At 36.0% G+C, this 9,453-nt stretch carries 8 protein-coding genes; 7 read left to right on the forward strand and 1 reads right to left on the reverse strand.

The genetic code is table 11. The features are described 5' to 3' along the window. The first annotated feature begins 539 nt into the window (after positions 1-539). From JF53_RS15795 to JF53_RS15815, 5 genes are all read left to right on the forward strand, one after another. On the forward strand, positions 540-2,288 hold the full coding sequence (locus tag JF53_RS15795) for an ABC transporter ATP-binding protein (protein WP_047979848.1): 1,749 nt from the start codon (positions 540-542) through the stop codon (positions 2,286-2,288). Beyond that, on the forward strand, positions 2,288-4,318 hold the full coding sequence (locus JF53_RS15800; protein WP_047979849.1) for an ABC transporter ATP-binding protein: 2,031 nt from the start codon (positions 2,288-2,290) through the stop codon (positions 4,316-4,318). The genes JF53_RS15795 and JF53_RS15800 overlap by 1 nt, the downstream gene beginning before the upstream one ends. Positions 4,319-4,345: 27 nt before the next feature. Continuing rightward, entirely contained in the window at positions 4,346-5,170 is an 825-nt protein-coding gene (locus JF53_RS15805; RefSeq protein ID WP_047979850.1) for a S1 family peptidase, read from the forward strand. Between the two features lie 301 nt (positions 5,171-5,471). Continuing rightward, positions 5,472-6,203, forward strand: coding sequence for an RNA polymerase sigma-I factor (gene sigI, locus JF53_RS15810; RefSeq protein ID WP_047979851.1), 732 nt, complete (start codon positions 5,472-5,474; stop codon positions 6,201-6,203). After that, on the forward strand, positions 6,200-7,480 hold the full coding sequence (locus JF53_RS15815; protein ID WP_047979852.1) for an anti-sigma-I factor RsgI family protein: 1,281 nt from the start codon (positions 6,200-6,202) through the stop codon (positions 7,478-7,480). The genes sigI and JF53_RS15815 overlap by 4 nt, the downstream gene beginning before the upstream one ends. A gap of 53 nt (positions 7,481-7,533) precedes the next feature. On the opposite strand, the gene JF53_RS15820 is transcribed toward JF53_RS15815, so the two are convergent. Continuing rightward, a complete protein-coding gene (locus JF53_RS15820; protein WP_047979853.1) occupies positions 7,534-7,770 on the reverse strand; it encodes a YhdB family protein in 237 nt (78 codons plus the stop codon). 167 nt (positions 7,771-7,937) lie between these two features. Between JF53_RS15820 and JF53_RS15825 the strand changes: the two genes are divergently transcribed. Next, the gene (locus JF53_RS15825; RefSeq protein ID WP_047979854.1) at positions 7,938-8,564 is read left to right on the forward strand and encodes a YhcN/YlaJ family sporulation lipoprotein; all 627 of its coding nucleotides are present in this window, start codon (positions 7,938-7,940) and stop codon (positions 8,562-8,564) included. 102 nt (positions 8,565-8,666) lie between these two features. Further along, on the forward strand, positions 8,667-9,422 hold the full coding sequence (locus JF53_RS15830) for a helix-turn-helix domain-containing protein (RefSeq protein WP_053351188.1): 756 nt from the start codon (positions 8,667-8,669) through the stop codon (positions 9,420-9,422). The last annotated feature ends 31 nt before the right edge of the window (positions 9,423-9,453 follow it).

Consider the following 9,453-nt stretch of genomic DNA (forward strand, 5'->3'; position numbering starts at 1 on the left):
TGCTTTTTCCATGTGTCACAATTGCTTGACAGAGATGGAAAAGGTACATAGTTATGTTAAGAAACATCCTCAAGTATCTGTCCGGGAGGTTTCAGAAGCAACAAATGTGTCTGCTCATTGTGTACGAAAGATTGTAACTTTTTTTCTAAATCGTAGTATGTCAATGCTATGGTAAAGAATTTAGAATTCCATTTATTTTATAAAAGTTATTGACTATTCGATTTTCTAGTTTTATAATGATTAGGTGTTCAAATAAACGAAAGGAGGTCACGACAATGAAAAACGTAATAATTAATCGAACTAATGCTATTAATTTAATATTTCCTGTGACCTCTTTTGAGCGGATTTGAATTGTAGGTAAGTATACATATTTATTTCGTTTTCTAAAGGTCGCAGTATGCTGTGACCTTTTTTTGTACGGTTAGGGGAATGTTAGTCTATTCTTCTTACGCGTTTAACATGCATGCGTCATTGGCGTATGCATGTTTTTGTTTTTTTAGGTCATATAAATTCAACCAAAGAGATTAGTAGGTGAAAACATGTTTCAAGTATTTAAAAAGTTAGACTGGTTTTTTAAGCATTATTGGAAGCGATATACATTTGCCATTCTGTCGTTGATGATGGCAAGTGCGATTGGATTAATTCCACCAAGATTAATTGGATATGCGATTGATCACATCCAATTTGAGACACTAACAGCTCGAATATTAACGATCATCATTGTCGGGTATCTCGTGTTGATTGTTGTGCACTATAGTATCTCCTATTTGTGGGATTACACATTATTTAGTGGTGCAGTCATTTTAGAGCGGTGGACTCGTACGAATTTGATTAATCATTTCTTAAAGATGACACCAACCTTCTACGGAAAATATAAAACTGGTGATTTAATGGCAAGAAGCACGAACGACCTAAAGGCGATTGCGCAAACAGCTGGTTTTGGAGTACTTACCTTAGTTGACTCAACTACATTTATGTTCATGCTAATTGCTGTGATGGGATTTACGATTAGCTGGAAGCTAACACTTGCAGCCTTAATTCCGTTACCATTGATGGCTATTATTATGAATAAATATGGTGCAGCGATTCATGCTCGTTTTACGGAAGCACAAGCGGCTTTTGGAAATATGAATAATGAAGTATTAGAATCTATTCGGGGAATTCGTGTCATTCGTGCATTTGTTCAAGAAAAACAGGATAAAAAACGATTTGAGGCAATGACAGAGGATGTATACCAAAAGAATATATCTGTTGCCAAAATAGATGCGATGTTTGAACCAACAATGAAAATATTAGTTGGCTTATCCTATACCATTGGATTAGGATATGGTACGATGCTAGTTTTCCAAAATGTCATTTCACTTGGAGACTTAGTTTCCTTTAATGTGTATTTAGGGATGTTGATTTGGCCGATGTTTGCAGTTGGTGAATTGATTAACGTCTTACAAAGAGGGAATGCTTCGCTTGATCGGGTAAATGAAACCGTAAATTATCAGGCTGATGTTCAGAATCCAGCGAATCCAGTTGACGTGGACCATGTGGGTAGTATTCAATTTGCTGACGTAACGTTTTCGTATCCGGATACGAAAACTAACCAGTTACAGCATATTAACTTAATGGTGCACAAAGGGCAAACGATTGGTGTTGTCGGTAAAACTGGCGCAGGAAAAACAACATTGTTTAAGCTATTGCTAAGACAATATCCGGGAGTTCAAGGGAAAATTCTAATTTCGAATGTCGATATCGAAACGATTAGTTTAGAACAAACTCGCTCTTGGATTGGATATGTTCCACAGGATCAAATTATGTTTTCAAAAAGTGTACGAGAAAATATTCAGTTTGGAAAAAGTGATGCAACCGATGATGAAATCTACCACGTGATGGAGCTTGCTCACTTTTTAGAAGATATTAAGCAATTACCGCAGGGGCTGGATACAAAGGTTGGTGAAAGTGGTGTTACCCTTTCTGGTGGACAAAAACAACGTGTAGCACTTGCCCGCGCATTTATTAAAAATCCAGACATCCTAATTTTAGATGATTCCCTATCAGCCGTTGATGGGAAGACGGAATCCAAAATTATTGAGCATTTACGAGCAGAACGTAAGAATAAAACAACCTTTATTGCAGCACATCGTCTCTCTGCGGTAACACATGCAGATCATATCATTGTTTTAGAAGATGGAAGAATAGCAGAAGAAGGTACACATGAGGAATTAATGCGTAATGGCGGATGGTATAAAGAGCAATACGAGCAACAACAGCTAGATGATGAGGAGGTGATCTCCTAATGAAGAAGAGATCTACCGAAAAAAGACTATTTCAATATGCATTACAGTTTAAAAAACGCATCATAATCGGGATAATTTGTTTGATGATCGCAACAGCCCTTGAGCTAGCTGGACCACTTATCGCAAAAACGATTATTGATGAGCATATTGTTGGAGTTGAAGGAACATGGTATGAAATTGAAGAAAATAATGATCGAGAGACAGTTGTGTTAGATGATCGTTATTATAAACGAGCAGATAGAATCGAAGCTGATGATGAGATTCTTGGCGTCCTTACGATGCTGCAAATAAATAGAAATTACTACCTGATTGAAGGGGATGTACCTTTATTAGGTGAGCGAAGTGTTCAAGATAATACGATCACGATTAGGACACAATCGGAGGAAGTAACCTACACTGGGTCAAAGATTTCATTAACAGATATTTATTCCTTTTTTAAACCGGAACAACGACCGATTTTATTACTATTAGGCTTATATGTTGGGTTATTATTAATTGCAGCGATCTTCCAATTTTATAAGACATTTATGCTACAAAAGGCTTCCAATCAAATTGTGAAGAAAATGCGTAACGATATATTTGAACATACTCAGCGGATTCCAATTAATTATTATGTGGATCAACCTGCAGGGAAAATTGTGGCACGAATTACGAATGATACAGAAGCAATTCGTGATTTATATGAACGTGTATTAAGTATCATAATCACTAGTGCTATTTACATGGCCGGGATATTTGTTGCCTTGTTTATCTTAGATGCGAAGCTTGCGGTTTGGTTCCTATTGCTGATTCCGCTAATTCTAGTTTGGATGAAATTTTATAAAGCATATGGAACGAAATATAATAAAGTTGTCCGATCGACGATTAGTGAAATCAATGGAAAGATAAATGAAGCCATTCAAGGGATGACAATTATCCAAGCATTTCGAAGAGAAGAAAAAACGAAGGAAGAATTTGAAGAGCTTAATAATCGTCATTTTACGTATCAGCGTAAATTAGTAAAGTTAAGTGCTCTAACTTCCTTTAACCTTGTAACGGTATTTCGTAATATTGCATTCGTTGCGTTTATTTGGTATTTTGGCTCACAATCACTAGATTTAACTAGTATTATTTCAATCGGGATGCTGTATGCTATTGTGGACTTATTAACAAGACTTTTCGAACCAGTGAATGATATTGTTAATCAATTACCCCTATTAGAACAAGCAAGGGTTGCTGGTGGGCGTGTGTTTGATTTAATGGATTTAGATGGTGAAGAAGTTGTACAAGATAAGATTAGCCGTTATCAAGGAAATATTAAATTTGACCATGTGTCCTTTGCTTATACGGATGAAGACTATGTGTTGAAAGATATTTCGTTAACCATTCATGCCGGAGAAACAGTTGCGTTTGTTGGTCATACTGGTTCTGGCAAAAGCTCTATCATGAATTTACTATTTCGTTTCTATGATCCACAAAAAGGGACGATAACAATTGATGGACATGATACGATGAAATGGTCACGCCAGCAGGTGCGTAGTCATATGGGGATTGTGTTACAGGATCCATTCTTATTTTCTGGAACAATTATTTCCAATGTGACGATGAATGATCCGAATGTTTCGCGTGAAAGAGCGATAGAGGCGTTACGGACTGTTGGAGCAGATCGCTTTATTGAAAAATTACCAAAGAAATACGACGAAAAGGTTACTGAGGGTGGTAGTACGTATTCCTTGGGAGAGCGTCAGTTGATTTCCTTTGCCCGTGCACTTGCTTTTGATCCTGCTATTTTAATATTAGATGAAGCAACTGCAAATATAGATACTGAAACAGAGACGATCATCCAACAAGCACTTGATGTATTAAAAAAGGGAAGAACAACACTTGTTATTGCCCACCGTTTATCAACTATTCAACAAGCGAATACCATATTTGTACTAGAGCATGGTAAAATTATTGAAGAAGGTAACCATGAACAGTTAATTTCTGAAAAGGGTACCTATTATCATATGTACAAAATGCAGCAAGGAATATCACAAAAAGCAATTTAATCTCCATTACAAATGTGGGGTGACCTGATGAATCATGATGAACAATCAAAACCAGATATAATTGATGAGGATTTATATGAGGAATTTGAAGATGAAGAGCTTTATGACCTTGTAGAAGAAGCGAGGACAGAAGCACTTCATAGAGCTTCACTTGAAGCTCAGGATAAAAAGCCAAAGCGTCCATTTCCAAAGTGGATGTTTTGGCTGATTGCCGTTGCGCTTTTTATGAATGTAATTGCCATTTTACCGCAAACCTTTTCGATACCAGCTATTGATTTCTTAATAACCTCAGCTAGACTATCAATGGACGATGCTATACAGGAATATAAGAAAGCAGTTGTCGTAGTAGAAACAGAAGGTAGTAAAGGGACAGGCTTTGCCATATCGCAGGATGGTTATATACTTACTAACTACCATGTAGTAGATGAGAACGAGGTTGTTACGGTCGCATTTCCGGAAAATGGACTTTACGAAGCAACAGTATTGGAAACTTATCCAGAAGTAGATCTAGCTTTATTAAAAACGGAAACAGACGAATCCTTACCGTTTCTTACAATTAGAGACCAGGCAGTGTTTGAAGAAGATGAGCATATTTACTTTATTGGTAATCCACTCCGATTTAATGGAATAGCCAATGAAGGAAAAATGATTGGCTATACGGATTTGAAAAACTGGGAGAAACCAGTTCTAATGATCGAAGCACCAGTATATCGTGGGAATAGTGGCAGTCCGATTATTAATGAAAATGGAGAAGTAATTGGCGTCGTTTTTGCAACCTTAGATCACGATGAATATGGAAAGGTTGGCTTATTTATACCAATTGAATATTATACCGAACGGAAAGAAAGTTAAAATATTACTTTCTATATAACAAAAGGTAGCCGATAAAATAGAAGAGAATACCCTCTCTTCTATTTTTTATACTAAATTTGGGGGGCAGTTACGTTTTTTTAAACAAACTGTAACTTTTCTGTGATAGCCATTGTAATGTTGGTGAGGTAAGATAGTCATATTCTGTAAAATTTAAAGATAATGGTGGGTTTTTTATGACCTTTTTAAATATAAATAATGAAAATATGATAAATTTAATAGTGGCTATACCCAAAAAAAATGTAACACAAACGAAATATATAGATGTTAGGGGTGGTCTTCTATGACGATGCGTAATGTATTAAAAGACATCCCCTTAGAAGAATTAATAAATAATGCCCAAAAGGGTGATGAGACTGCCCAAAACTATTTGTTGAAAACCTATCAACCTTTTATTGCGAAATGTGTATCAGAGGTCTGTAAACGATATATTGATCCGGAGCGTGACGATGAATTCAGTATTGGTTTATCTGCCTTTAATGAAGCAATTCGTATGTTTTCTGCTGATAAAGGGAGTTCGTTTTTGACGTTTGCTAATCTTGTAATCAAGCGGAAGGTTATTGATTATATTCGATACAACAATAAATATCCTACTGCTATTTCATTAGATGAATCCTATGATGAGGAAAGTATGGAGAATCCAACTGAAATAGAAGCGGTGAAAGATATTTATCAAAAAGAGCAAGAAGCTTGGTATCGTAAAGAGGAAATAATAGAATTTAAGAACAAACTCTCAACCTATAAATTAACCTTATCGGAACTTGTAGAAGTGGCTCCGAAGCATCGTGATGCACGAGATACGGCTGTCCGTATTGCAAGATTAATTCGCGATGATGCAGCATTAAGTTCGTATGTCGAGCAAAAGAAGAAACTTCCGATAAAGGAATTAACGAGACAAGTAGAAGTAAGTAAAAAAACGTTAGAACGTAATCGAAAGTTCATCCTCGCGATTTTTATTGTACTCGGTGAAGATTATGTATTCTTACAAGATTATTTGAAGGGGGTGGGCCAGTGAAAAAAGGAATTGTCATGGAGCAGCATCGCAAGTACACCATTGTAATGACTCGTGATGGCTCTTTTGAAAAAGCTAACCCGATCCAGGACGTAGAAATTGGAGTGGAAGTTGATTTTACTCCAATCGTGAAGAAGCAATTTAGTCACGTATTAAAGGAAAATATGCTGACTTTTCGTATGGCGGCAATTGCCTGTGTATTAGTGTTATTAGCGATACCACTATACATGGTGGCAACAGAAGATAAAACATATGCTTATGTTGACATTGATATAAATCCAAGCATAGAGCTTGAAATCGAAGAAGATCTAAAGGTTTCTGAAATTATCCCTTTAAATGATGATGCAGCAGCGCTTCTAGCCAAAATTGATGGCTTACAAGGTGAAAATCTTGAGAAGGTGATTGATATCATTGTAAAAGCCAGTGAAGAAAATGGCTATGTGAACGATGGGAAAAATGTGCTGGTTGGTGTACATTATGTAAATGGAGAACCTAATAAAAATATCTCTGTTTTGGATATTATCGATAATCACTTTTTACAAAGCGGAACCGATTGGAAAGTACTTACATTAGAAATTTCAAGTGAAATTAGAGAAGCAGCAGAGAAAAACAAACTATCCATGAACAAAGTATTAGCTGAATCTATTGCTGTACAGGAAGATGCAGTGGATAAAGTATCATCGGATGAAAAAGAAATTTTAGAGTCATTCTATAGTGATAAATCCAAAGAAAAAATGGCAGTGGAAGAAGAGCCAAAACAAAAACCAAAACAAAAGCAAGATATTAAAACGCCTTCAACTTCTAAAGAGAAGCCAAAGGAAAAAGAACAGTCAAAACCAAGTTCGTCAGAGACGAAGAAAACCATTCCTGAGAACAAAGGAAAAACAAATGAAAAGCCTGCAACAGAAAAAGATAGTAAACCGAAAAGAAATGACTGGAAAGATTTAATGGATCAAAACCTTTCCGAAAAGGAATTAAAAGAAAAAATTGGCGAGAACATGGAAGAATGGAAAAAGGCAGTCGAGGAAGAACTGAAGAAAAACGGGCACTTAAAGGAAGTCATTGAAGAAGAAATTAAGAATGGAAATTGGAAAGATATCATTGATAAAAATATTCTTAATGATCACCTCAAAGGTCTACTAGAAAAGGAAAATCAGCATAAAAAAGTACCTGAGGAGAATAACTTTAAGAAATATCAGGCCCCACAACATCATCAAGAAGATGAACGAGAACAGCATAAATATGAAGAAACTCCATTTCGTTTTCCATTTTTTAAATAGGGAAGCACTTTTTTAAGTGCATTCCCTATTTTTTTTTATTTATTGAGATCAATTTAGATTTCCATTACTGCAGCTGGAGTGTATTTCATTGCATGGTCAATATAGTAAAGAAGATTCTCGTGAGATTGAACGATTTGTTGTTCATCTATTGAATAATGATAAGCATGCAGGAAATTTTGTATTTTTTTCGAAAGTACGTCATCCTTTGTGCGTACCATTAAGACAAGTAAATCATCCCACTGCCCCCATAATGTGTAATACAGTGCCTTGTCATAATCTGGAATATCCATGAATTCCCCTCCTTAAACTCAAGGGTAATTATAGCTTCCCCATATTATATATATATTTTCTCAAACAAAATTGGTGTGGTTTCCAATTTAAGGTCGGCCATCATTAGCATAAACAGATGTGCCCGATACATACTAAAAACAAACTGAAAGGGAGGGAAATACTTTTTATGAAGAAACAACTCGTAACACTTTCTGCAGTAGCATTACTGGTCATAACTGGGTGTCAAGCAGGGGATGATGAACAGGGGCAGCAAGGTACACAAAACAATAACGTTGAACCAGTGCGATTTAAAAATAATGATGCAGATGAATTAAATCATACGCATAACTATACAATGCAACGGGATATTGAAGAAAAAAGAACGACACCAAACAATCTTGGAACGCAAAATATAAATAATAACCAAAATCAGCGAAATACGAATCGTTATGATGTTGCTGATGAAGCAGCGGAATTAATTGCTCGTAAGATTGACGGAATAGATAATGCCTATGTATTAACAACAGACAATAATGCTTATGTAGCGGCTGAACTGGATACGCATAAAAATGGTAACAATTTAAATCATTACAATGAGGAACAATTAACCGATGAGGTTAAAGAACAAATAGCAACAATAGTAAAATCAGTTGATAATAATATTGACAATGTCTATGTATCCACCAACCCAGATTTTATGGACTTAACGAATGACTATATTAATGACGTGGATAATGGCGAACCAGTAGAAGGCTTGTTTGAACAAATGGGAACAATGATTGAACGGGTCTTTCCAGAAAACCCAAATCACTAAATGACATTTTCTAACTAGATAAAAAGACGAACAACAGACTAGTGATATGCTCCCCCTAAAGTAGACACCAAAAAAACAAAACTACTTTAGGGGGAGTTTTTTATGCGTTCTAATAGTAAACATTCTGTTGATGAACTTGAAAGATATATTCAAATGTACCTTGATGAAGGATGGAGCTATCGGGAGTTAAGTGAAAAGAAGGGTCTGCTGTTAAGTAAATCGGTATTTAATAAAAAAGTGCTGAGATACCAAGAACAGGGGATTAGAGGCATTCAAACGAAGAGGAGAAATAATAAATATAGTAAAGAGTTTAAGGACTTGATCGTTAAAGAACGCATCGAACAAGGCACACCTTTCATACAGTTAGCTCGCAAGTATGGTATTCCGAATGATAGTACTGTTCGAAATTGGATCATCAAGTATACTGAGGGGGAGGAATTAAAAACTTATTCTCCAAAACCCGAGGTGTATACAATGAAAAGTAGAAAAGTGACGCATGAAGAAAAAGTTGAGATTGTCAAAGCATGTTTAGCCAATAACTTATCTTATAAAGACACAGCTGAAAAATATCAGGTTTCTTATAATAATATTTACTCATGGGTTCAAAAGTACAAAGCGCATGGTCCTGATGGACTGGTAGATGGACGAGGCCACGGAAAGCCAGACAAGATCCAAACAGATGAAGAAAAGTTACGAACAGAAATTGCAGCATTAAAAGCACGAAATGAGTACCTTGAAACAGAGAACGCTGCGCTAAAAAAGTTAGAAGAAGTGGAAAGAGAGTTGATGTTACGCAAACGCGGTATGAGGCAGAGTACCAAACAATCAAAAAGCTCGAAAAAAAGGGGTTCAAAATAACCATACTATGTGAAGCATTAGGTGTGAGTCG

This window comes from Ornithinibacillus contaminans (genome assembly GCF_001038425.2).
Lineage (GTDB): Bacteria > Bacillota > Bacilli > Bacillales > Amphibacillaceae > Ornithinibacillus > Ornithinibacillus contaminans.

Excerpts from the sequence above, each read along its gene's own strand:
- JF53_RS15795 (WP_047979848.1), top strand. The coding sequence starts at position 540 with ATGTTTCAAGTATTTAAAAAGTTAGACTGGTTTTTTAAGCATTATTGG.
- JF53_RS15800 (WP_047979849.1), top strand. The coding sequence starts at position 2,288 with ATGAAGAAGAGATCTACCGAAAAAAGACTATTTCAATATGCATTACAG.
- JF53_RS15805 (WP_047979850.1), top strand. The coding sequence starts at position 4,346 with ATGAATCATGATGAACAATCAAAACCAGATATAATTGATGAGGATTTA.
- sigI (WP_047979851.1), top strand. The coding sequence starts at position 5,472 with ATGACGATGCGTAATGTATTAAAAGACATCCCCTTAGAAGAATTAATA.
- JF53_RS15820 (WP_047979853.1), bottom strand. The coding sequence starts at position 7,770 with ATGGATATTCCAGATTATGACAAGGCACTGTATTACACATTATGGGGG.
- JF53_RS15825 (WP_047979854.1), top strand. The coding sequence starts at position 7,938 with ATGAAGAAACAACTCGTAACACTTTCTGCAGTAGCATTACTGGTCATA.
- JF53_RS15830 (WP_053351188.1), top strand. The coding sequence starts at position 8,667 with ATGCGTTCTAATAGTAAACATTCTGTTGATGAACTTGAAAGATATATT.